Annotated in this window: 21 protein-coding genes, 1 pseudogene and 1 riboswitch; of the genes and pseudogenes, 10 read left to right on the forward strand and 12 right to left on the reverse strand. The window is 71.4% G+C overall.

Translation table 11 applies throughout. From position 1 onward, the window contains the following. Window positions 1-7 precede the first annotated feature (7 nt). Window positions 8-868, reverse strand: a complete 861-nt coding sequence (locus ABZT02_RS38605) for a helix-turn-helix transcriptional regulator (protein WP_356026410.1) — start codon at window positions 866-868, stop codon at window positions 8-10. A 214-nt stretch (window positions 869-1,082) separates the two neighbouring features. Between ABZT02_RS38605 and ABZT02_RS38610 the strand changes: the two genes are divergently transcribed. Next, entirely contained in the window at window positions 1,083-1,541 is a 459-nt protein-coding gene (locus ABZT02_RS38610) for an ATP-binding protein (protein WP_356026413.1), read from the forward strand. A 175-nt stretch (window positions 1,542-1,716) separates the two neighbouring features. Here ABZT02_RS38610 and ABZT02_RS38615 read toward each other — a convergent pair whose 3' ends face one another. The 4 genes from ABZT02_RS38615 to ABZT02_RS38630 form a co-directional block, all read right to left on the reverse strand. After that, window positions 1,717-2,319, reverse strand: coding sequence for a DUF6328 family protein (locus tag ABZT02_RS38615; protein WP_356026415.1), 603 nt, complete (start codon window positions 2,317-2,319; stop codon window positions 1,717-1,719). Window positions 2,320-2,413: 94 nt separating this feature from the next. After that, complete coding sequence (locus ABZT02_RS38620) at window positions 2,414-2,887, reverse strand: NlpC/P60 family protein (RefSeq protein ID WP_020122382.1); 474 nt, start codon at window positions 2,885-2,887, stop codon at window positions 2,414-2,416. Between the two features lie 3 nt (window positions 2,888-2,890). Further along, window positions 2,891-3,102, reverse strand: a riboswitch (cyclic di-AMP (ydaO/yuaA leader). Between the two features lie 346 nt (window positions 3,103-3,448). Continuing rightward, the gene (locus ABZT02_RS38625; protein WP_356026418.1) at window positions 3,449-3,754 is read right to left on the reverse strand and encodes a hypothetical protein; all 306 of its coding nucleotides are present in this window, start codon (window positions 3,752-3,754) and stop codon (window positions 3,449-3,451) included. A 7-nt stretch (window positions 3,755-3,761) separates the two neighbouring features. Further along, complete coding sequence (locus ABZT02_RS38630) at window positions 3,762-4,397, reverse strand: ATP-dependent Clp protease proteolytic subunit (protein ID WP_356026421.1); 636 nt, start codon at window positions 4,395-4,397, stop codon at window positions 3,762-3,764. Between the two features lie 73 nt (window positions 4,398-4,470). Here ABZT02_RS38630 and ABZT02_RS38635 point away from each other — a divergent pair, with 73 nt between their 5' ends. Further along, window positions 4,471-4,749, forward strand: a complete 279-nt coding sequence (locus ABZT02_RS38635; RefSeq protein WP_356026423.1) for a type II toxin-antitoxin system Phd/YefM family antitoxin — start codon at window positions 4,471-4,473, stop codon at window positions 4,747-4,749. Window positions 4,750-4,813: 64 nt separating this feature from the next. On the opposite strand, the gene ABZT02_RS38640 is transcribed toward ABZT02_RS38635, so the two are convergent. Next, complete coding sequence (locus tag ABZT02_RS38640) at window positions 4,814-5,800, reverse strand: ABC transporter permease (protein ID WP_356026425.1); 987 nt, start codon at window positions 5,798-5,800, stop codon at window positions 4,814-4,816. Between the two features lie 124 nt (window positions 5,801-5,924). On the opposite strand from ABZT02_RS38640, the gene ABZT02_RS38645 reads away from it, so the two are divergent. The 8 genes from ABZT02_RS38645 (at window position 5,925) to ABZT02_RS38680 (ending at window position 12,979) form a co-directional block, all read left to right on the forward strand. Next, entirely contained in the window at window positions 5,925-6,554 is a 630-nt protein-coding gene (locus ABZT02_RS38645) for a helix-turn-helix domain-containing protein (protein ID WP_356026428.1), read from the forward strand. A gap of 132 nt (window positions 6,555-6,686) precedes the next feature. Beyond that, window positions 6,687-6,989, forward strand: a complete 303-nt coding sequence (locus ABZT02_RS38650; RefSeq protein ID WP_356026430.1) for an urease subunit gamma — start codon at window positions 6,687-6,689, stop codon at window positions 6,987-6,989. An 11-nt stretch (window positions 6,990-7,000) separates the two neighbouring features. Then, window positions 7,001-7,312, forward strand: coding sequence for an urease subunit beta (locus tag ABZT02_RS38655; protein WP_356026433.1), 312 nt, complete (start codon window positions 7,001-7,003; stop codon window positions 7,310-7,312). Then, window positions 7,305-9,026, forward strand: a complete 1,722-nt coding sequence (locus ABZT02_RS38660) for an urease subunit alpha (RefSeq protein WP_356026435.1) — start codon at window positions 7,305-7,307, stop codon at window positions 9,024-9,026. The genes ABZT02_RS38655 and ABZT02_RS38660 overlap by 8 nt, the downstream gene beginning before the upstream one ends. Beyond that, complete coding sequence (locus ABZT02_RS38665) at window positions 9,026-9,703, forward strand: urease accessory UreF family protein (RefSeq protein ID WP_356026437.1); 678 nt, start codon at window positions 9,026-9,028, stop codon at window positions 9,701-9,703. Before ABZT02_RS38660 ends, ABZT02_RS38665 begins: the two co-directional genes overlap by 1 nt. Window positions 9,704-9,794: 91 nt before the next feature. Further along, window positions 9,795-10,472 (forward strand): urease accessory protein UreG, encoded by a 678-nt coding sequence (ureG, locus tag ABZT02_RS38670; protein WP_356026440.1) that lies wholly within the window; start codon window positions 9,795-9,797, stop codon window positions 10,470-10,472. Continuing rightward, window positions 10,460-11,236, forward strand: coding sequence for an urease accessory protein UreD (locus ABZT02_RS38675; RefSeq protein WP_356026443.1), 777 nt, complete (start codon window positions 10,460-10,462; stop codon window positions 11,234-11,236). Before ureG ends, ABZT02_RS38675 begins: the two co-directional genes overlap by 13 nt. A gap of 129 nt (window positions 11,237-11,365) precedes the next feature. After that, on the forward strand, window positions 11,366-12,979 hold the full coding sequence (locus tag ABZT02_RS38680) for an alpha/beta hydrolase (RefSeq protein ID WP_356026445.1): 1,614 nt from the start codon (window positions 11,366-11,368) through the stop codon (window positions 12,977-12,979). Window positions 12,980-13,024: 45 nt separating this feature from the next. On the opposite strand, the gene ABZT02_RS38685 is transcribed toward ABZT02_RS38680, so the two are convergent. The 6 genes and pseudogenes from ABZT02_RS38685 to ddaH form a co-directional block, all read right to left on the reverse strand. Beyond that, window positions 13,025-14,047, reverse strand: coding sequence for an NAD(P)-dependent oxidoreductase (locus tag ABZT02_RS38685; RefSeq protein WP_356026556.1), 1,023 nt, complete (start codon window positions 14,045-14,047; stop codon window positions 13,025-13,027). Between the two features lie 74 nt (window positions 14,048-14,121). Next, a complete protein-coding gene (locus ABZT02_RS38690) occupies window positions 14,122-14,841 on the reverse strand; it encodes a lysophospholipid acyltransferase family protein (RefSeq protein ID WP_356026448.1) in 720 nt (239 codons plus the stop codon). 157 nt (window positions 14,842-14,998) lie between these two features. Next, window positions 14,999-16,250, reverse strand: a pseudogene (locus ABZT02_RS38695) (SpoIIE family protein phosphatase). A 65-nt stretch (window positions 16,251-16,315) separates the two neighbouring features. Next, on the reverse strand, window positions 16,316-18,757 hold the full coding sequence (locus ABZT02_RS38700) for a SpoIIE family protein phosphatase (protein WP_356026450.1): 2,442 nt from the start codon (window positions 18,755-18,757) through the stop codon (window positions 16,316-16,318). 95 nt (window positions 18,758-18,852) lie between these two features. Then, a complete protein-coding gene (gene rocD / locus ABZT02_RS38705) occupies window positions 18,853-20,073 on the reverse strand; it encodes an ornithine--oxo-acid transaminase (RefSeq protein WP_356026453.1) in 1,221 nt (406 codons plus the stop codon). Then, entirely contained in the window at window positions 20,070-20,882 is an 813-nt protein-coding gene (gene ddaH, locus ABZT02_RS38710; RefSeq protein WP_356026455.1) for a dimethylargininase, read from the reverse strand. Before ddaH ends, rocD begins: the two co-directional genes overlap by 4 nt. Between the last annotated feature and the right edge of the window lie 65 nt (window positions 20,883-20,947).

Below are 20,947 nucleotides of genomic sequence, written 5' to 3' on the forward strand. Positions count from 1 at the left end.
TGCCTCCTTACGTGCCGTCACCCATCCCCGCGAGGTAATCCAACGAGTCCTCGGGCGAAAGGGCGTGGATCCGAAGGGTGTTGAAGGCCTCGGTGTAGGCCTGGAGGTCTTCTTTCCGTTCGAGATAGAGGCTACTCGTCAAGTGGTCGAGAACAACCACATCCAGATCAGAAGTGCGCGAAAATGAGAAGATAACGAAAGGCCCGGTGATACCCACATGTGCCCCGGCAGCGAACGGCAGTACCTGCAGCCGCACTTGGGGCAGCCGCGCCGCCTCCAGGAGTCTCTTGCGCTGACGGGCCATCACCTCGGGGCCGCCGACCTCCCGCCGCAGCACCGCCTCGTCCAGGACGGCGCTCAACTCGAGTGGCGGCTGTGCGCGCAGGATGTCCTGACGGGCCAGCCGGACCTCCACCAGGGCGTCGAGACGTTCGTCGTCGAGACCCTCCACCGCGGCCCTGGTCACCGCACGGGCGTACTCGGGCGTCTGGAGCAGGCCGGGCACGACCGAGGTCTCCAGCGTGCGCATCGTGCTCGCCTGGGCCTCCAGACTGATGAAGTCCCGGTATGTCGGCGGCAGGACGCCCCGGTACGCGTGCCACCAGTGGTGCCGGCCGCCGTTCTCGTCGGAACCCGCCAATACCAGCAACAGCTCCCGCAGATTCGCGTCCCCCACGCGGTAGGCGTCGAGCAGTAACCGCACATCGGCCGGTTTCACCCCGCTGGCACCGGTCTCGATGCGGCTCACCTTCGACTGGTGCCAGCCCACGAGCCGGGCCGCCTCGCCGCTGGTGAGCCCCGCACTCGCGCGCAACGCACGCAGTTCGGCGCCCAGTTTCCGCCGGCGCACCGCGGGACCGTGCTGCATGGCGCTACTCCTTACTCCTTACGAGCCGCCCAAATACGGTCTCGCGTCGCAGAGTTCACCGCTTCGAGCGACAGATATATGCACATCTTGGTGGATCGGCACCCGTCACAGCCTCGGTGGTGGCACTCTGGCGATGAACCACCAGTCCGGGACCGTACTCGAACCATCCGCACCGTGTCGGACTCCGGTCCTGTGGGAAAGGGACGACGTCGCCATGGCAGACCACCTGGAAGCATCCGTCACTCTGCCGAGCGAACCCGCCTCGGTCTCCGCGGCCCGCACCTATGTCCTGAGCACACTGGCGGAGTGGGGGCTGCCGCCCACCACGGACGCCGCCGAGACCGTCCGGCTCATCGTCTCCGAACTCGCCACCAACGCCGTACAGCACACCTTCGGGCAGTCACCCACCTTCACGGTGGACCTCGAGCTGGACCGTGACGAACAACTGCGCATCGGCGTCACCGACAGCCACCCCCGCTTCCCCAAGCGTCTGCCCGCCGCGGTCCAGCAGGACAACGGACGGGGGATGGTGATCATCCGCTGGCTCGCCGCCGAGTACGGCGGCAGGCTGAAAGTCAGGCCCACCCGGGAAGGCGGCAAGACCGTCTCCATCGAACTCCCGTGGAAGGTACCGGCGGAGCCGGTCACGGCCGCCGGACAGCAGGAGCCGTAACCCGCCCCACGGGGGACGCGAGGCCGTCGAACCGACGTCAGAGGGAAGCCGAGGCGGCGGTGCGGCCGTTGCGGCAGGGATTCGTCACGAACGCGTGCCCATCCCAAGGCCCCCATCTCAGCCTGCTGGGGGCGGTGGCAGCGTCGGCCGCGGGCGGCTCGGGCCGTAGCCGGGGTCACCGGAGGCGTGTTGACGGTTCTCGGGGTGATGCTCCTGGCCGAGCCGTTGCTCGCGGCCTGATCACCTCGCGCCTCGCCGACGGAGGGGTGGAGTGCGACTGCGCCGCCTTGCGGTCCTCGGCGAGTCCCGCCCGCCGGACCAGTCGGGGGAGCAGGCCCCACAGGCCCAGACACACCAGCAGGGTCGCCGCGCCCGCGGCCACTCCGCCGGCCCGGCCTGTGGTCACGTCCACGACGAGCAGTACGGAGCCGGTGAACGCGAGCACCAGAACCCCCATGCCGACCGTGGCGAGCCGGGAGGAGACCTGCGCGATGCGGGCCTTGGCGCCGCGTTGGAAGAGCGAGTGGTGCAGGGCCGCCGGTGCGGTGAACAGGGCCGCCGCGACGACCGCCAGCAGCAGCGTGGTGACGTACGTGCTGCGCTGGAAGGTGTCGAGGGACGGGAAGCGCTGGGTGAAGGCCAGGGCCAGCAGAAAGGCGAAGAGGATCTGCACCCCGGTCTGGGTGACGCGCAGTTCCTGGAGCAGCTCGCCGAAGTTGCGGTCGGCGCGCTCCAGCGGGGTCTCGTAGCGGGCGGTGCAGGGGCGGTGGTCGGCCATGCGGGCGCGGATAACCAGCTGAGCGCGTGTCACGCGCCCCCGGGAGCCCGAGGGGGCGGCGGGAGGTCAGGTCGCCGCCGCCCCCTCGGGGGCGTCACTTGACCCGGCCGTACCAGACGCTCTTCGTCCAGATCTTCTGCAGCCTCACCACGTCCCCGGTCTTCGGGGCGTGCCAGATCTTTCCCTTCCCGGCGTAGATGCCGACGTGGTAGACGTTCGAACCCGAGTGGAAGAACACCAGGTCGCCGGCCTTGCGGCTGCCCGAGCCGATGTGGCGGGTCTTGTTGTACTGCTGGGCCGCCGTGCGCGGGAGCTTCTTGCCCGCCTTCTTGAACGAGTACAGCGTGAGCCCCGAGCAGTCGAAGCGGCGGGGTCCTGTGGCGCCGTACTTGTACGGCGAGCCCTTCTTGGAGGCCGCTACCTTGAGCGCCTTCGTCGCCGGCGTCGCGGCGGCGGCGTCGGCTGCGACGCCCGGCACCACGACGGAGCCGCCCACGGCGGCGATGGCGAAGGCCGAGGCCGTACCGGCCCGGACCATCAGCGACGGGACACGATTGAGCGCAGTCATGCGCAACCCTTCGTCAGCCGCCTGTGAAGGATGACCTGTCGGATTCGGGCTGGCGAAGTTGCCCGGCCGCTGACGCGGCTTCACCCCAAGGGATGCTCGGCCCGGCCATGGCGTGACCGTTCCGGCGACCCGTCGTGCTTGGGTCCTCCACTCCTGCCGATCCACTCCTGTCGACCGGTCATCCGGGCGGCGGCAGGACTCGGCGTCCGCCCGGATCGCCCCGCCGTTGTGGCGGGGGCTTGTCGTCAGTCAGGGATCTTGGCGCACGGATGTCCCAAAAACCCAATGGAACCGGGGATTTGTGTTGTTACTCACCACTCACCCGTTCGGGTGGACACATGAGCGTTCGAAGAGGCGTCGAGGGGTCCGCTGCCCCCTCGACCAGCACAGGAACTCCTCATCCCCCACCTGAAACACGCGCATTGCGCAACCCGGACGGGCGCGAAAAAGGACTCGCGCCTCCTGCAAACGGCGGTACGTCTTTTGGTCCGTTTCAACCGAGCTCCGGACGCCCCGTCAGACCCGTGGAACGTCCGGAGTCACAGCCGGCGCGTCAATGCGTCAATTGCCGGGTTCGGGCGGCACGGTGACCCTGGCCGTACGCCGCTCTCCGTCCAGGACCCGCAGGGCCCGCGCCAGCGTCGCGGCGTGCAGTTCGCGCTCACCCCGGCCGTGCATCAGCACGAGCGCGTCCCGCAGCTCGGCCGCCCTGCTCACCAGCGCCTGCGCCGCGCGCAGTCCGCCGTAGGTGTCCTCGCGCCGGGCCGGGTTGATCCGGCCCAGCAGGTCGACCACGTCGAGATAACGGTCGATCAGCTCGCCCTCGGCGCGTGTGAGCGCGGGCAGCGGTGGAAGGTCCGGCACCATCGAGGGCTCACCTCGCGCCCGGAGCGGAGTGCGAGGACTTGCGGCTCGGGACGATCGCGTCCACCAGGCCGTAGTCCAGGGCGCCCTGCGCGTCCAGGATCCTGTCCCGCTCGATGTCCGCGCTCACCTGCTCGGAGCTGCGCCCGGTGTGCCGGACCAGCATCTGCTCCAGGCGGCCCCGCACCCGGATCAACTCCTCGGCCTGGATGGCCAGATCGCCGGCCTGCCCCTGCACCGGCTCGCTCAGCGCGGGCTGGTGGATCACCACCCGGGCGCCCGGCAGTACGGACCGCTTGCCCGGGGTGCCCGCCGCCAGCAGCACCGCCGCGGAGGAGCCGGCCTGTCCGAGACACGTCGTCTCCACGTCACAACTGACGTGCTGCATGGTGTCGTAGATCGCCGACATCGCGCTGAACGAGCCGCCGGGGGAGTTGATGTACAGCGCGATGTCCCGGTCCGGGTCCTGGTACTCGAGGTACATGAACTGCGCCATCAGATCGTTCGCCGCGATGTCGTCGATCCGCGTCCCGAGGAAGACGATCCGCTCCTCCAGCAGCTTCGAGTACGGATCCATCGTCTTCTGCCCGAAGCTCGTGCGCTCATGGAACTCGGGCAGGACATGGCGGGCGGTCGGTCGGGTCATGGCGTACCCCTCCTCGCTGCGGACAGCTGTCTGTAAAAAATGTACAGGACGTACGTGACGTTATGATGGGGGTATGGCCTACGAGATTCCGGTGACGCAAGCCAGGGCTGAGCTCGCCGACCTGATCAACCGGGTGGTGTACGGCGGCGAGCGCGTCGTCGTCACACGACACGGAAAGCCGCTGGTCGCCCTGGTGTCCGCCGCCGACCTCGAACGGCTGGAGGAGTCCCGGGCGCCCGTCGAGGAGCCGGTGATCAGCGCGGTCTCCACCGTGCGCGAGGTGGCGTCCGCTCCTCGCGAACAGCAGCGGTTCGGTATCGCGGCACATCACCGGGGGACCGGCCCCGCGTAGCGGCCCCTGCGGCAACGTGTGTGCCCCCGGCCGTCGGGCCAGGGGCACGGGGGAGCGGGTTCGGTCAGCCGACGGGGGCGAGTTCCCGCTCGTCGGCGGCGGGCGTGGCGCCCTTCGCCCGCACCTTCAGCGCGTTCCCCAGCCATACGGCACCCAGGCCCAGCACGGCCCACCAGGTGAGCGTCAGAGCGGGCCCGGTCGCCGCCGCGCCGTCGAAGAAGGACACCGAGCGCAGCAGGGTCGCGCTCGCGCCCGGCGGCAGCCACTGGCCGATCGTGCCGACCGGCTCGGGCAGCAGCTGCGGGGCCGAGGCGGCACCGGAGAACGGATTGCCGAGGAACATCACCAGGAACGCGGCGGCGCCGATCCCCGCGGGCCCGGCCAGGGCGGCGAGGCCCGCGACGGCCGCGCTCACCGCCAACGACGCCAGGGCGAGCGTCCCCGCCTCCGCCCACCAGTTCCCGGTGAGCGCGCCGAGCCAGCTGTGGGCCAGGGCGGCCGCGATGACGCCCACCAGTGCGGCGCTGACGACCAGCGCGGTCACGGCACGCAGACCGCGCAGTCCGAGCAGGGTCACGAGGGCGCCCGCAATGATGCCGCTCAGTGCCAGCGGCAGCACGGACGAGCTCAGGGCCGCGCCCCGCGGGTCGGACGCCGGGGACGGGACGACGTCCACGATCCGCACCTCGCCGCCGTTCGCCGCGGCCTGCCGGGTCACGGCCTGCTGGAGGAGCTGGGCCACGACCGGGCTCGCGGCCGACGCGGTGAGCAACTCGGGGCCCTGATCGGTGACGACGACCGCGCCGTATACGGTCCGGTCCTCGATCGCCGCCCGGGCGGCCCTCTCGTCGGCGTAGCGGTGGATCTCGAAGGCGCCCTCGTGCTGCCGGAGCTGTCTCTCCACCTGTGCGGTCGCGGTGGCCGGTCCCGCCACGCCGAGCGGCAGGTCGCGAGGGGCGGTGCGGGCGGCGGGCCAGGCGAAGGCCCACAGGGCCAGGGTGGCGAGCAGCGGCACGAGGACGACGGCCGCGATCATGCGACGGGTGGACATGGTGGTCCTCTCCGGGGTCGAGGCGCCCCCGCTAAAAAGAAGGATCGTTCGTTTTGATTCATCCACACCGTCTCGCCGTCACCGCGGCTTGTCAAGAAGGAATGTTCGTTTTACTTTGGGCGGCATGGCTCGCGTATCCCAGGCACACCTCGACGCAAGGCGCCGGCAGATCCTCGACGGCGCGGCGGTCTGCTTCGCGCGCAACGGCTTCCACGCCACGTCCATGCAGGACGTCCTGAAGGAGGCCGACCTCTCGGCCGGAGCCGTGTACCGCTACTTCAGCGGCAAGGAGGAGCTCATCGGCGCGATCGTCGGGGAGGTGCTCGCCCAGGTCCACGAGGGTTTCGAGGAGGCGGCCCGCAGCAGCCCGCCCCCGCCCCCGGACGTCCTGGTGGCGTCGGTGCTCAGCCGTGTCCTCGCCACCAAGGAGTCCCTGACGGTGGACGGGCGGCCGGCGTTTCCCCGGCTGGTCGTCCAGGTGTGGACCGAGACACTCCGCAACGAGGAGCTCGCCACCGTCCTGCGCGAGGGCTACGGCGCCGTGCGCGAGACCTGGACGCGGATCGCCGGGGCGTACCAGGACGCCGGGACGATGCGCTCGGACGTGTCCCCGGAGTACGTGGCCCGCACGATGATGGCGGCCGCGATGGGCTTCCTCGCGCAGCAGGCCCTTTTCGGGCCGACGCCCACCGAGGTCCTGGGCGACGGTCTGCGGGCCCTGATGAGCGTGCGGGAGGAAGCCGACACCCGCTGATGGATCACAGCTCGGTTAACGTGCCTGAAACCGGATCCAACTAGCCTGCGGATCCACGCCACCAGGGACTTTGCCCCGGGGCTGAGGCAACCGGGCCCCGCACGGTCCGGAGCGAGGACTGTGAGGTGGGACGTGCAACTGACCCCGCACGAGCAAGAGAGGCTGCTGATCCACGTGGCGGCCGACGTCGCCGAGAAGCGCCGGGCCCGCGGGCTGAAGCTCAACCACCCCGAGGCGGTCGCGCTCATCACGTCCCACATCCTCGAAGGCGCGCGTGACGGGCGTACCGTCGCCGAACTCATGGTCTCCGGGCGGGAGCTGCTCGCCCGGGACGACGTCATGGAGGGCATCCCCGAGATGATCCACGACGTCCAGGTCGAGGCGACCTTCCCGGACGGCACCAAGCTCGTCACCGTCCACGACCCGATCGTCTGAGGGGGCCGTCGATGATTCCCGGAGAGATCCTTTTCGCCGACGGGCCGATTGCCTACAACGAGGGCCGCGAGGTCACCTGGCTGACCGTCCTCAACGCCGCCGACCGGCCCGTCCAGGTCGGCTCCCACTACCACTTCGCGGAGGCCAACCCCGGCCTGGAGTTCGACCGCGCCGCGGCGCGCGGCAAGCGGCTGAACGTCGCCGCCGGCACCGCCGTGCGCTTCGAGCCCGGGATCCCGGTCGACGTGGAACTCGTCCCGCTCACCGGTGCCCGCGTGGTGCCGGGCCTGCGCGGGGAGACCGGAGGTGCCCTCGATGCCTGAGATCTCTCGTGCCGCCTACGCCGACCTGTTCGGCCCCACCACCGGCGACCGCATCCGGCTCGCCGACACCGATCTGCTGATCGAGGTCGAGGAGGACCGCAGCGGCGGTCCCGGACTCGCCGGTGACGAGGCCGTCTTCGGCGGCGGCAAGGTCATCCGCGAGTCGATGGGCCAGTCGCGTGCTACGCGCGCAGAAGGCACCCCCGACACGGTCATCACGGGCGTGGTCGTCGTCGACCACTGGGGTGTCGTCAAGGCCGACGTCGGCATCCGCGACGGCCGGATCACCGGGATCGGCAAGGCGGGCAACCCCGACACCATGGACGGGGTGCACCCGGACCTGGTGATCGGCCCCGAGACCGAGATCATCGCGGGCAACGGCCGGATCCTGACCGCCGGCGCCATCGACGCGCACGTCCACTTCATCTGCCCGCAGATCGCCGACGAGGCGCTCGCCGCGGGGATCACCACCCTGGTCGGCGGCGGCACCGGCCCCGCCGAGGGGTCCAAGGCCACCACCGTCACCCCCGGCCCCTGGCATCTGGCCCGGATGCTGGAGGCGATGGAGCAGTACCCGCTCAACATCGGCTTCCTGGGCAAGGGCAACACCGTCTCGCACGAGGCGATGCTGTCGCAGATCCGCGGGGGCGCGCTCGGGCTGAAGCTGCACGAGGACTGGGGCTCGACCCCGGCCGTCATCGACGCCTCGCTGACCGTCGCCGAGCGGACCGGCATCCAGGTCGCCATCCACACCGACACCCTCAACGAGGCCGGATTCGTCGGCGACACCCTCGCCGCGATCGCCGGCCGGGGCATCCACGCCTACCACACCGAGGGTGCCGGCGGCGGGCACGCGCCGGACATCATGACCGTGGTCTCCCAGCCCCACGTGCTGCCGAGCTCGACCAACCCGACCCGGCCCTTCACCGTCAACACCGCCGAGGAACACCTCGACATGCTGATGGTGTGCCACCACCTCAACGCGGCGGTGCCGGAGGACCTCGCCTTCGCCGAGTCCCGCATCCGTCCCACGACCATCGGCGCCGAGGACATCCTGCACGACCTTGGCGCCATCTCGATCATCTCCTCCGACGCCCAGGCCATGGGACGCGTCGGCGAGGTCATCATGCGGACCTGGCAGACCGCGCATGTCATGAAGCGGCGCCGGGGTGCGCTGCCGGGCGACGGGCAGGCGGACAACCATCGGGTACGGCGTTATGTCGCCAAGTACACGATCAACCCCGCCGTCGCCCAGGGGCTCTCCCGCGAGGTGGGGTCGGTGGAGACCGGCAAGCTGGCGGACCTGGTGCTGTGGGAGCCCGCGTTCTTCGGGGTCAAGCCGCATCTGGTGATCAAGGGCGGCCAGATCGCCTACGCGCAGATGGGCGACGCGAACGCGTCCATCCCGACTCCGCAGCCGATCCTTCCCCGGCCGATGTACGGGGCGATCGGACGGGCCCCCGCCGCGAACTCCTTCAACTTCGTGGCACCCCTCGCCATCGAGGACGGGCTGCCGGAGCGGCTCCAGCTCGGGAAGCGGTTCGTGGCGATCGAGTCGACGCGCGGGGTCACCAAGGCCGACATGCGGGAGAACGACGCGCGGCCCGACGTACGGGTCGACCCCGACAGCTTCGCCGTGCACATCGACGGGGAGCTGGTGGAGGCCACACCGGCGGCCGAACTGCCCATGGCCCAGCGTTACTTCCTCTTCTGATGTCCAGGGCCGCACTTCTCGTCCTGGCCGACGGCCGGTTCCCCGCCGGAGGGCACGCGCACTCCGGCGGGGCCGAGGCAGCCGTCAAGGCGGGGCGCGTCACCGGAGCGGAGAGCCTGGAGTCCTTCTGCCGGGGGCGGCTGCACACGGCGGGGCTGGTGTCGGCGACGCTGGCCGCGGCCGCCGTGCTGGGCGTGGACCCACGGCAGTTGGACGAGGCGGCGGACGCCCGCACGCCGTCCCCCGCACTTCGCACAGCCGCACGCAAGCTGGGCCGTCAGCTGATGAGGGCGGCACGGGCGACCTGGCCTTCGTCCGAACTCGACGCGCTGGCACGGGAGTTCCCCAAGGGCGCCCATCAGCCGGTGGTACTGGGACTGACGGCACGCGCGGCGGGCCTGGATGCGGTGGACGCGGCGTACTGCGCGGCGTACGAGAGCGTGAGCGGCCCGGCGAGCGCGACGGTTCGGCTGCTGAGCCTCGATCCCTTCGACGCCACGGGCGTACTGGCACGGCTGGCACCGGAATTGGACCGGGTCGCGGACCGTGCGGTGGAGGCGGCGAGGCGAGTCATCGCCGACGAGGACGTCGAAGCGCTGCCGTCGGCGTCCGCACCATTGCTGGAGATCGGGGCGGAAGTCCATGCCGCCTGGCCCGTACGCCTGTTCGCCTCGTAAAGGGCGTTCAGGTAACCCACCCAGGGGCGCGGGGAACTGCGCGACCAGCCCCCACGGACCCGCACCCGACAACGAACCCGAGGAGCCGTAGATGCACTTGGACCACCACCACAACGGCCCCGCCGCAGTCAGCGCCGACGCCCACCGCCCGGACGGCTCCCACCGAGCCCTGCGTATCGGGCTGGGCGGCCCCGTCGGCTCCGGCAAGACAGCCACCGTCGCCGCCCTCTGCAGAGCCCTCCGCGACGAGTTGTCCCTCGCCGTCGTCACCAACGACATCTACACCCGCGAGGACGCCGAGTTCCTGCTCAGGGAAGCCGTGCTGCCTCCCGAGCGGATCACCGCGGTGGAGACCGGCGCCTGCCCGCACACCGCGATCAGGGACGACATCTCCGCCAACCTGGAGGCCGTCGAGGACCTGGAGGACGAGGTCGGCCCCCTGGACCTCATCCTCGTGGAGAGCGGCGGCGACAACCTCACCGCCACCTTCTCCAAGGGCTTGGTCGACGCCCAGATCTTCGTGATCGACGTGGCCGGGGGAGACGACATCCCGAGGAAGGGCGGCCCCGGCGTCACCACCGCCGACCTGCTCATCGTCAACAAGACCGACCTGGCCCCGTACGTCGGCTCCGACCTCGCGCGAATGGCCGCCGACGCCAAGGCCCAGCGCGCCGAACTACCCGTTGTGTTCCAGTCCCTCCGTGGCGAGGCCGGTGTCACGGCCGTCGCCGACTGGGTGCGGGCGCAGCTCACCGCGTGGACGGCGTGACCGCGGCCGTGACCGGAGTGCGGGCCGGCGCGCGGATGGTCGCCCGGGACGACGGGCGCGGCGGCACGGCCCTGCCCGTCCTGGAGAGCGACGGGCCGCTGGCGTTGCGGCGGACCCGGGGGAGCGGTGCGGAGGCGCGGGTCATGCTCGTCGGCGCGATGAGCGGACCTCTGGGCGGTGACCACTTCACCGTGGCGGCCGACGTCCAGGAGGGCGCCCGGCTCCGCGTCGGATCGGCCGCCGCCACCATCGCCCTGCCGGGGCAGATCAAGGGCGAGGCCCGCTACGACGTCCGGCTCACCGTCGCCGACGGAGGCGAACTGCGGTGGCTCCCCGAGCAGTTGATCTCCGTGGCCGGCAGTGACGCGTATGTCACCACGCGGATCGATCTCGCAGCGACGGGCCGGCTCGTGCTGCGGGAGGAGCAGGTCCTCGGGCGGGTGGGGGAGGACCCCGGGCGGCTGAGCAGCCGGCTGGTGCTGCGGGTCGCGGGACGGACCGTGCTCGATCAGGAGCTGGCCTGCGGTCCCGGGGCGCCCGGCGGCTGGGACGGTCCGGCCGTGCTCGCGGGGCACCGGGCGGTCGGCCAGCTCCTTGTCGTACGACCGGAGTTCGCCGACGAACCGGTGTCCGCGCAGGTGCTCGGCGAGGGCGCCGCCGTCGTACCCCTCGCCGGACCCGCCGCGCTCGTCACCGCCGTGGCCCCGGACGCCCTGGTGTTGCGCCGGGTGCTGGACGCGGCGCTGGGGGCGCTGGCCCCGTAGTCCGCCGAGCGAACAGGTTCTTCCGTTTATCGGATTGGCAAAGAAGCCCAACAAACCCTGTTCACAGCGACTTCACAACCACGAGGATCCCCGTACGCAATCGAAACGACGTACGGGGAGGGATCCCTCTTGAGGGAGACGAGACCGAAGTGGCGCACGACGGCACTCGGTTCGGCCGGCGTGCTCATCACGGCCACACTCATATCCTGTGCCGTGGCGGCACCCGCGTCCGGCGCGGGCACGTCCGACCGGACGGCCCGGCACGGCAAGGACCGCGAGGCCGTCGGCGCCGCGATCGCCGCCGCCCGGGCCGCGAAGGCCGGCATCGACTGGGCGGACTGCCCCGCCGACTGGGGCATCGCGAAGCCGGTCCAGTGCGGCTGGGTCAGTGTGCCGCTGGACTACGCCAAGCCGAACGGCAAGCAGATCAAACTCGCCGTCGACCACATCGGAAACACCGGCACCAAGGCGGAGCGCCAGGGCGCCCTCGTCTACAACCCGGGCGGACCCGGTGGCTCGGGCATGCGCTTCCCGCTCCGCGTCACGACCAAGAACCCGATCTGGGCCAACGCGGCCAAGGCCTACGACTTCGTGGGCTTCGACCCGCGCGGTGTCGGCCACTCCGCGCCCATCTCCTGCATGGACCCGCAGGAGTTCGTGAAGGCGCCCAAGATGGACCCGGTGCCGGACAGCGAGGCCGACAAGCGCGCCCAGCGCAAGCTGGCCCGTGAGTACGCCGACGGCTGCGCCGAGCGCACCGGCAAGGCGATGCTCCAGCAGATGACCACGCCCAACACCGTGCGCGACCTGGACGTCATCCGTGCCGCGCTCGGCGAGAAGAAGCTCAACTACCTGGGCGTCTCCTACGGCACCTACATCGGCGCCGTCTACGGCACGATGTACCCCGGCCATGTGCGTCGCATGATCGTCGACAGCGTGGTCAACCCGTCCCGGGAGAAGATCTGGTACGAGGCCAACCTCGACCAGGACATCGCCTTCGAGGGCCGCTGGAAGGACTGGGAGGACTGGGTCGCCGCCAACGACGCCGCCTTCCACCTCGGCACCACCCGGGCCGCGGTCGAGGCGAAGTGGCTCGAACTGCGGGCCGCCGCCAAGAAGAACCCCATCGGCGGGGTCGTCGGCCCGGCCGAGCTGATCGGCTTCTTCCAGAGCGCCCCGTACTACGACTCCTCATGGGTGCCGGTCGCGACGGTGTTCAGCAAGTACGTCGCCGGTGACACCCAGGCACTGGTCGACGCGGCCGCCCCGGACCTGTCGGACACCGCGGGCAACATCGCCTCGGAGAACGGCAACGCCGTCTACACGGCCGTCGAGTGCACCGACGCCAAGTGGCCCACCAGCTGGAAGAAGTGGGACCGGGACAACACCGCGCTCCACAAGAAGTACCCGTTCATGACCTGGGCCAACGCCTGGCTGAACCTGCCCTGCGCCACCTGGCCGGTCAAGCAGCAGACCCCGGTGAACGTCAGGACCGGCAAGGGCCTGCCCGGCGTACTGATCGTGCAGTCCGAGCGTGACGCGGCCACCCCGTACGACGGCGGCGTCGAACTGCACAAGCGCTTCAAGGGCTCCCGCCTGATCACCGAGAAGGACGCGGGCTCCCACGGCGTGACCGGTCTGGTCAACCCGTGCATCAACCCGCGGGTGGACGCCTACCTGCTCACCGGCAAGCTGGACAAGGCCGACGTGACGTGCACCCCGCACGCCACGCCCAAGCCGTAGCACGTACGACGCGAGGAGGCGGCCGGAGCCACCGGCCGCCTCTTCTCATGCGCCGAGCGAGTCGAGATACGCGTCCTCCGCCGCGTAGTCGAAGAGGTCGCCGTAGGTCTGGAACATCTTGGGGTACGCCTCCCGCCAGTCCCGTCCGGCCAGGTGCGCCTCGATCCAGGCGACGGTCTCCGGCAGCCGGTCCGCGTACCGCACCACGGCGCGGTAGCCCAACTCCCGTTCGGCGGCTGACATGTCGCAGACGACCGGCACGGGCACCGACCAGGGGGTGTCGCCCACGGTCGGCGACGGCGGCGGCCCGTCCAGCAGGACCGTCTCGGTCTCCACGCCCATGACGGCGTCGATCGCGGCGGCGATCTCCGCCACCGTCGGTGCGTCCGGATCCACGGCGTTCAGGGCCCGTGTGCCCGGCCGCGCGGCCGCGAGCCGGATCAGCTCGGCGATGTTGTGGACGCTCGCGGGGTGGAAGCGGCTCTGCCCGCCGAAGGGGAGAACGCGGCGGGTCCGGCCGTCCAGGTTGCGCTTGACGAAGTAGAGCTCGCGCGGCGTTAGGCAGTGCGGTCCGTGGATCGCGCCGGCCCGCAGCAGCGTCGTCGGCAACTGCTCTCCGGCCGCGAGGAGTTCACGCTCGAGGCCGGCCTTGCGGGTGCTGTACGAGGTGTCGCCCGGGGTGACGGTCCGCTGGTCCTCGGTCAGCGGCACCGGATACTCCGGGAAGCCGTCCGGCTCGCCCTGGGTGTCGAAGCCCCGGCCCTTGTCGTCCTCGTACACCGACACACTGGAGATCACCACGGCCGAGCCCACGCGGTCGGCCAGCGACACCAACTGCCGTGCGTGCGCGGGTCCGTAGGCCACCATGTCCACCAGGACCTCGCAGCCGTCGCCCACCGCGGCGGCCAGGGCGGCGTCGTCCGCCCGGTCGGCCCGCGCGGTACGCACCTGCGCGGGCCAGCTCTCGTCCCGTCCGCCGCCCCGGGAGACGGCCGTCACCTCCCAGCCGTCCCCGGCCAGCGCGCCCACGGCCGCCCGCCCGATCTGTCCCGTCGCTCCGACCACCACAGCACGTCGTGTCATGCGGCGACCGTACGGCGCTCACCCCCGGTTCCTCCAGGGGGTTCTGCCGACGGCAGACCTCAACTCAACGGCAGCCGCCGGAACTTGCGTTCCTTCGCCGCGGCGGCCTCCTCCGCCTTCACCACGGCCGCGTACTGGTCGACGTACTCCTGGCCGGACAGCTTCAGGATGGCGTACATGATCTCGTCGGTGATGGCGCGCAGGATCGCCTTCTCGTTCTCCATGCCGGCGTAGCGGGAGAAGTCCAGCGGCTTGCCGAAGCGGATCACCACGGGGTGGATGTTGGGGATGACCTTGCCGGGCGGCTGTGCCTCGAAGGTGCCGATCATCGCGCAGGGAATGACCGGGACCTGCGCCTTGAGAGCCATCACCGCGACGCCGACCTTGCCCTTGTAGAGGCGGCCGTCGTGGGAGCGGGTGCCCTCGGGGTAGATGCCGAGCAGTTCGTCCTTGCGCAGCACGCCGAGGCCCTCGCGAATCGCGGCCTGGCCCGCTTCCTTGCCGGAGCGGTCGACCGGGATCTGCCCGGCGCTGCGGAAGAAGAACGCGGTCAGCCGGCCCTTGATGCCGGGGCCGGTGAAGTACTCGGCCTTCGCCAGGAAGGTGATGCGCCGCTTGAGCACCGCGGGCATCAGGAAGTGGTCGGAGAAGGACAGGTGATTGCCCGCGACGATGGCCGCACCCGACTCCGGAATGTGCTCCAGGCCCTCTATCCGGGGCCGGAAGACCAGTCTCAGCAACGGCCCCAACAGCACGTATTTGAGCAGGTAGTAGAACAAGAGGGGGCGCTCCTCGGTCGGGCGGACGGCTCAACTCCGCGTTCTGGCTGGTCAACCGGCGTGAGGCGGGGCTGTCAGTGTAGGCGCAGGGGGCGACGGCCGGAACAGGGCCGCCGGCGGGCCCACGGCGGCGACCGCGTCCGCCACCCGTGGGCGTTCACAGCCGCACGATGACCAGTGCCGTGTCGTCCGTGGCGCCCCCGGGCGGGAGGAGCTCCAGCAGGACCGCGTCGGCAAGGGTTTCGGGGTCGTCCCCGCGGTGCCGGGCGAGGGAGTCGGCGAGCCGGGCGAGCCCCGTGTCGATGTCCTCGTGGCGCCGCTCCACCAGGCCGTCGGTGTACAGCGCGAGGGTGGCGCCGCTGGTGAAGGTGGTCGCGGCCTGCGGCCTGCGGCCGGCGCGTCGGGTCGGGGCGGGCGTCGAGCGGCGGGTCGGTCGCCTTGTCCAGGCACTCCACCCGGCCGTCGGGGTGCACCAGCATCGGCGGCGGATGCCCCGCGCTGCTGTAGGTGAGGGTGCCGTGGTCGAGGTCGATGAAGGTGGTGACCGCGGTGGCGGACTCGGCACCGTCGACGACATGCGCGTACCGGCCCAGCACGTCCAGGGCCTGGGCCGGGCCCTCGGCCACCCGGGAGGCGGCACTCAGGGCGCTGCGCAGCTGGCCCATCACCCCGGCGGCCGCGAGGCCGTGGCCCACCACGTCACCGACCGAGACGCCGACGCGGTGGCCGCCCACCAGGTCGACCAGGTCGTACCAGTCGCCGCACACGTGCAGCGCGCCCACCGCCGGCCGGTAGCGCACGGCGGCCCCGTGCTGCAACGTCTGCCGGCAGGTGGGCAGCATGGCCTCCTGAAGGGCGAGGGCGACCTCACGGTCACGGGCGTGGGCCTGCCGCAACCGCTCGTTGACCTCCTGGAGTTCACGGGCGCGGGTGTACAGCTCGGCCTCCAGGGCGCGGTCCCGGTCGCCGCTCGCGCCGCCGTGGGTCCGGATCAGCTCGGTGACCTCCTCGACCCGGTGCACGAGCAGCCGGACCTCGCCGTCCGCGCCGAGCACGGGGGCGTTGCAGGGGCTCCAGTAGCGCTCCTCCCACATCCCCGGCCGCCCCGGCACCTCGACGTCGTACCGCTGCAGGGCCATGGAGTCGCGCTCGCCGGTGTCCACCACCCGGCGCAGGGAGGCGGCCAGATTGCGCATGCCGGTCGACCCGGGGTCGTTCGGGTTGTCCGGGAAGACGTCGAAGAGATAGCGGCCCACGACCTCCTCGCGCCGGCGCCCGGCCATGCGCAGGAACTCCTCGTTGACGTCCGCGTACACCAGCTCGGGCGTGATCAGCGCGACCATGCCGGGCAGGGCCTGGAACACGGCTGCGTAGTCGATGGAGTCGGTGTCGCTGGGTCTGTCGCTCATGGCTGCCGCCTCCCCGCCGGGATCGCACCATTTTCCCACGGTATGCGGGGTGCGGAGGTCGCAGGTCAGTCCGGCGGGTCCACGAGGGACTGCTCGGCCCAGATGATCTTTCCCTCGGGCACGAACCGGGTGCCCCAGCGCCGGGCGAACTGGGAGACCAGCAGCAGTCCCCGGCCGCCCTCGTCGGTGGTGCGCGGGTGGCGCAGATGGGGCGCGGTGTCCCCGCTGTCGAACACCTCGCAGATCAGGGAGCGTTCCCGGATCAGCCGGAGCCGGATCGGGCCGACGGCGTGCCGGATGGCGTTGGTGACCAGTTCGCTGACGACCAGCTCCGTGGTGAAGGCGAACTCCTCCAGGCCCCACTCCGTCAGCTGCCGGGACGCCGTCTTGCGGGCCTCGGCGACCAGGGCCGGGTCGACGGGCACGTCCCAGTCCGCGACCTGGTCGGGCCCCAGCAACCGGGTGCGGGCCATGAGCAGGGCCACGTCGTCGTGCGGCCGGTCCGGGGCCAGGGCGTCGACCACCGCGCGGCAGCGCAGGTCGAGCGAGGGCGCGGCCCTCTCCAGGGCCTCGCGCAGCCGGTTCCGGCCCGCGGCCACGGCCCATCCCTCGCCGCGGGCGAGCAGCCCGTCGGTGTGCAGCGCCAGGGTGCTGCCGGCGGCCAGGGCCAGCTCGACCGACTCGAAGGGCGGACCGCCGACGCCGAGCGAGGGCCCCTGCGGAAGGTCCACGAAGGCGACCGTGCCGTCGGGCATGATCACGGCGGGCGCGGGATGGCCGGCGGAGGCCATCGTGCACTGCCCGTCGACCGGGTCGTAGACGACGTACACGCATCCGGAGCCCCGGGCGCTGTCGGTGTCCTCCGTCTCCGGCCCCGCGCCCTCCTCGCGCGCCGACCGGGCGACCAGGTCGTCCAGGTGACCCAGCACCTCCTCGGGCGGCAGATCCAGCGCCGCCAGGGTCCGTACGGCGGTCCGCAGCCGGCCCATCGCCGCGGCGGCGCCGATCCCGTGCCCGGGCGCCTCGCCGACCACGAGGGCGACCCGCGCGCCGGAGAGCGGGATGAGGTCGTACCAGTCCCCGCCCAGGCCCGTCAGCTCGTCGGCGGGCCGGTAGCAGGCGGTCACCTCCACGGCGTCCTGCTCGGGCAGCCGATGGGGGAGCAGACTGCGCTGGAGGACGAGCGCGGCCTCGCGTTCACGGGTGTACCGCCAGGCGTTGTCCACACAGACGGCGGCCCTGGACACGAGGTCCTCGGCGAGGTTCAGGTCGTCCTCGTCGAAGGGTTCCTGGCGGCGCCGGCGAAAGAACGTGGTGACGCCCAGGGTGACGCCTCGCGCGCGGATCGGCACGACCATCACGCTGTGCAGGCCCAGCTCCAGGAACGTGGCCTGCCGCCCGCCGGGTATGTCGGTCGCCCACTCCGCGGCCAGCGGGTCGAGCCGCTCCTCCCGCCAGGGCCTGCCCTCGGCCAGACACCGCAGCGGGGGCGACCCGGGCCGGTAGGCGGCCACCTCGTCGACCTCCACGACGGCCTCGGGGACGCCCTCGTTCACCGACGCCTGCCCGGCCCGCAGCAGAGTCACCCGCGTGGCGGGCTCCGCTCCCCGCAGCACCGACTCCAGCAGGTCCACGGTGATGTAGTCGGCCAGCGCCGGTACCGCCACGTCGGCCAGCTCCTGCGCGGTGCGCCGGATGTCCAGGCTGCGGCCGATGTACTCGCCGGCCCGGTCGAGCAGGGCGAGCCGCTGCCGGGCCCGGTGCCGCTCGGTGATGTCGACGACCGTGTAGTAGACGCCCATCGGATGGCCCCGGTCGTCGTCGAGCCGGGTGAACGACATCGTGTGCGCGGTCTCGCGGTGCGGGGCGGAGCGGACCCGGCCGACGTGCTCGTACCCCACGACCCGCTCACCGGTCTCCAGCACGTGCCGCATCTGCGCCTCGATCGCCTCGGCGTCCAGACCCGGCTGGATCTCCGCGAACCGCAGCCCCAGCCGCCGCTGGGCCGGTGCGCTGCCGAACTGTTCCAGCGCCGGGTTGGACCACACACAGCGCAGATCCGTGTCCACGATCGCGATGCCGATGGGGGAGCGGGTGACCATCTGCTCCAGCACTTCGCGGCTCATGTCCCAGCCCGGCGCCTGCGCCATCTCGGACAGCAGGACCAGCCAGCGGGCCGAGCCGTCGCAGTCGCCGGGATCGTCGGCCACCGTGATCCGGACCATGACCCGCACCGGCCGGCCCTGTCTGTGCTGGGCGGTCAGCAGCCCCGCCCAGCTTCCGTCGGCCCGGCAGCGCGCGGTGATCTCCGGCAGCCGCCGGGCGTCCTCGGGGATGAGCAGGGCTGCGACGCTTCGTCCTACGGCTTCGGAGGCGGCGTAGTCCAGCAGGCGCTCGGCGTCCCTGGTCCAGCCGGTCACCGTGCCGTGGGCGTCGAGCAGCAGGGGCGCGGCATCGGCCACGTCGAACCGGTGCCGGGTGGTGTCGTGCTCCTCCTGAGCGCCCACGGACGACCTCTCTGTCGCTGAGAGTGGTCTATCACCTCTTCGTCACATCTTCACCCGGTGTGGGGGAGTGCGCGGCCGGGAAGGGGGTGGGTGGGTCAGCGCCTGAGTACCTCTTCCAGTACGTGCAGTGCCTCACGCAGTTCCTCCGCCGTGATGGTCAGCGGGGGTGCCAGGCGGATCGTCGAACCGTGCGTGTCCTTGACCAGGATTCCCTCGTGCATCAGCAGCTTGCTGACCTCCCTGCCCGTGCCGATCGTCGGATCGACGTCCACGCCTGCCCAGAGGCCACGCGCGCGGAAGCCGACGACCCCCTTGCCGACCAGGTCCGCCAGTCCGTCCCGCAGGACCGACCCCAGCTCGGCCGCCCGGTGCTGGAACTCGCCCGTCTCCAGGAGCTCGACCACCGCCGTGCCCACCGCCGCCGCCAGCGGGTTGCCGCCGAAGGTCGAGCCGTGCTCGCCCGGGCGCAGTACGCCGAGGACGTCACGGCGGGCGACCACCGCGGAGACCGGGACGATGCCACCGCCCAGGGCCTTGCCCAGGAGCAGGACGTCGGGGACGACCCCCTCGTGCTCGACGGCCAGCGTGCGGCCCGTACGGCCGAGGCCCGACTGGATCTCGTCCGCGATGAACAGACAGCCCTTGCGGCGGGTCAGCTCGCGGACGCCGGTGAGGTAGCCGTCGTCCGGGATGACCACGCCCGCCTCGCCCTGGATGGGCTCCAGGAGCACCGCCGCCGTCGTCTCGTCGATGGCCGCTTCCAGCGCCGCCAGGTCGTTGTACGGCACGATCCGGAAGCCCGGTGTGAAGGGGCCGAAGCCCGTCCTCGCCGTCTCGTCCGTCGAGAACGACACGATCGTCGTCGTACGGCCGTGGAAGTTCTCCGCCGCCACCACGATCGTCGCCCGGTCGGCCGGGACGCCCTTGACCTCGTACGCCCACTTGCGGGCGACCTTGATGCCGCTCTCCACCGCCTCCGCGCCGGTGTTCATCGGCAGCACCATGTCCAGGCCGGTCAGCTCGGCCAGGCGCTCCGCGAACTCGGCGAGCCGGTCGTTGTGGAAGGCCCGGGAGGTGAGGGTCAGGCGGTCCAGCTGCTGGTGTGCCGCCTCGATCAGCGCCGGGTGACGGTGGCCGAAGTTCAGGGCGGAGTACCCGGCCAGCATGTCGAGGTAGCGGCGGCCCTCCACGTCCTCCACCCAGGTGCCCTCGGCACGGGCGACGACCACGGGCAGCGGATGGTAGTTGTGCGCGAGGACCGGCTCCTCGGCGCTGATGAGATCGGCGGAGGAACGCGTGCCTACGGGTGCGGTCATGAGCGGATCTCCTGGGTGCAGCACTTGATGCCGCCGCCGGCCTTGTGGAACTCGGAGAGGTCGACGGGGACGGGGACATAGCCGTGGTCGTCGAGGCGCAGGGCGAGGGCCTCGGCCTGCGGGGCGATGAAGACGTGCCGGCCGTCGGAGACGGAGTTCAGGCCGAACGCCATCGCGTCGTCGCGGGTCGCGAGCACCGCGTCCGGGTACAGCTGTGCGAGTACCGCACGGCTGCCCGGCGAAAAGACCTCCGGGTAATAGGCGATGTTGTTCTCGTCCAGGACGAACAGCGCGGTGTCCAGGTGGTAGAAGTGCGGGTCCACCAGCGTCAGGCTGATCACCGGGTGGCCGAAGAACTCCTGTACCTCGCGGTGCGCCTCCCGGGTCGTGCGGAACCCGGTGCCGGCCAGCACGTACCGGCCCGTCCAGACGAGATCGCCCTCGCCCTCGCAGACCGCCTGCGGGCGCCGGACGTCGTAGCCCGCCCTCTTGAACCACAGGTCGTAGTGCGTGGACTCGGGGCGCCGCTCCGGCGCGTGGAAGAGGGAGCCGAAGACGCGGCCGCCGACGACGACCGCCGAGTTCGCGGCGAAGACCATGTCCGGGAGACCGGGGACCGGCTCCACGGCGTCGACGCTGTGACCGTGGGTCTCATAGGCGCGGATCAGGGTCCGCCACTGCTCCTGCGCGAGGTCCACGTCGACATGGGTGTCGGGATGCATCCAGGGATTGATCGCGTACTGCACGGCGAAGTGTCTGGGTTCGCAGACGAGGAAACGCCGTCGGCGCGGCACACGGGAGTCGGACACAGAGGGGTTCCTCCGCTTCCTGCGGTGTGTACTGAGGGTTGACACCAAGGTAGGAAGTGACGGTC

Origin of the sequence: Streptomyces sp. NPDC005402, assembly GCF_040606575.1 — a bacterium.
Classification (GTDB): domain Bacteria; phylum Actinomycetota; class Actinomycetes; order Streptomycetales; family Streptomycetaceae; genus Streptomyces.